Raw genomic sequence first — 1,648 nt, 5'->3', positions numbered from 1 at the left:
CGATTCCCCTGTGCAATCAGGTTTAATCTTACTAATAACTGTAGTTATCCCACCTATTGGTGAGGCGTAATATTCATCGGCCCCAATATCCCAAGTATCTATTCTGTTTTGGCCATCTATATCATCAGAGAACAATCCTAAATCGGGATCAGATACCCCTCCATCATATAGAACAGAACTTATATCCTTTATGTGAAAATCTCCATTAGCATAATCTACAAATGCATTTGCCCAATCACTGGCTTCATCCGCCCCGGGGCTTATATCAACCGCATTTTCTCCATCTAAATCATCACTTGCATTATAATCACATTCCTCAAATGTACCATAAAAATCATCATTATTGTTGAAAACTGCATTATTAATTGCATATGTTTTGGCATAATACTTATCCCAATTTAAGATGCCATTTTCGCAATCAGAAATGGTATTGTTATATGCATAAAGAGTTCCATTGTAATTACCAATACCTGCTCCATAAGTCTTGTTAAAGCCATAGATGATATTATTCCAGCATTTATGGATAGCACTCCTATCAGATTGCCAGGTGTTTATACCTGTAACCCAATATCCACCACTTACAACTCCCTTGATGATATTATTTGAAATCCTAACATCTGAAGGCCCATCAGGCTTTGACCAGATGGCATATTTTTCAGTGTTTGTTGTTAATTTAATTTGCAATCCATCAATTCTTACATAATTCTCGTAGTTAACTATACCATGATTATCGTTTACCTCTAATCTATATTTTGTATCATCCCATTTTCCATGATGCCTTTCTGAGGCTGGAGTGTATATCTTGATATAGTGCTCAGCATCAGTTTTCCAGCCATCTATAACTACAGGGGTCGTATCTACCATTGAATAGCATTCTGCTATTTCAATAGTATTTCTACCTGAGGCAGTTATATCCCCTTGCCTTGCTTCTTCCCAGGCAGCTAAAGAAGTAAAGCAAAGTCCCGATTCCCCTGTGCAATCAGGTTTAATCTTACTAATAACTGTAGTTATCCCACCTGGCAGATTATCTGGTTCTTTTATAACCAATGTAAATTCTTTTGTAGTTTCATTGTTTGAGGAATCAGTTACCTTAATGGTAAAAGTGCTTGTACTTACAGTTCTAGGAGTACCAGAGATAACCCCAGCGCTGCTTAATGTTAGACCAGTAGGCAAGCTTCCAGAAACAAGTGACCATGTGTAAGGAGTAGTGCCGCCAGAAGCAGTTAAAGTAGCACTATATTCAGTGCCAACTGTTCCTTCTGGAAGGCTTTTAGTTGTGATAGTAAGTGGCTGAGTTTGTTCATTTACATTAATACTAAGCTGTTTGGTAGCCTGTTTTTTAGGAGTAGATGAATCCTCGACTTTTACAATAAAGGTAAAGCTACCTGCAGTTGTAGGAGTGCCAGAGATAACCCCAGCGCTGCTTAATGTTAGACCAGTAGGTAAGCTTCCAGAAACAAGGGACCAGCTATAAGGAGTAGTGCCACCAGAAGCAGTTAAAGTAGCACTATATTCACTACCCACTGTTCCTTCTGGAAGGCTCTCAGTTGTTATAGTAAGTGGCTGAGTTTGTTCATTTACGGTTATGGTAAATTCTTTTGTATCTTTGTTGCTTGAGGAATCAGTTACCTTAATGGTGAAGTTATAA

General features: G+C 38.2%; 1 protein-coding gene. It reads right to left on the bottom strand.

What is annotated here, in order from left to right; all coding sequences use genetic code 11:
- The coding region (locus J7J01_10220) for a putative Ig domain-containing protein (GenBank protein MCD6211232.1) at positions 1-1,648 on the bottom strand (1,648 nt) is incomplete at both ends.

This window comes from Methanophagales archaeon, assembly GCA_021159465.1.
GTDB lineage: Archaea > Halobacteriota > Syntropharchaeia > Alkanophagales > Methanospirareceae > G60ANME1.
Note: the sequence above shows the minus strand (reverse complement) of the source record. Positions and strands in the feature narration are given on the sequence as shown.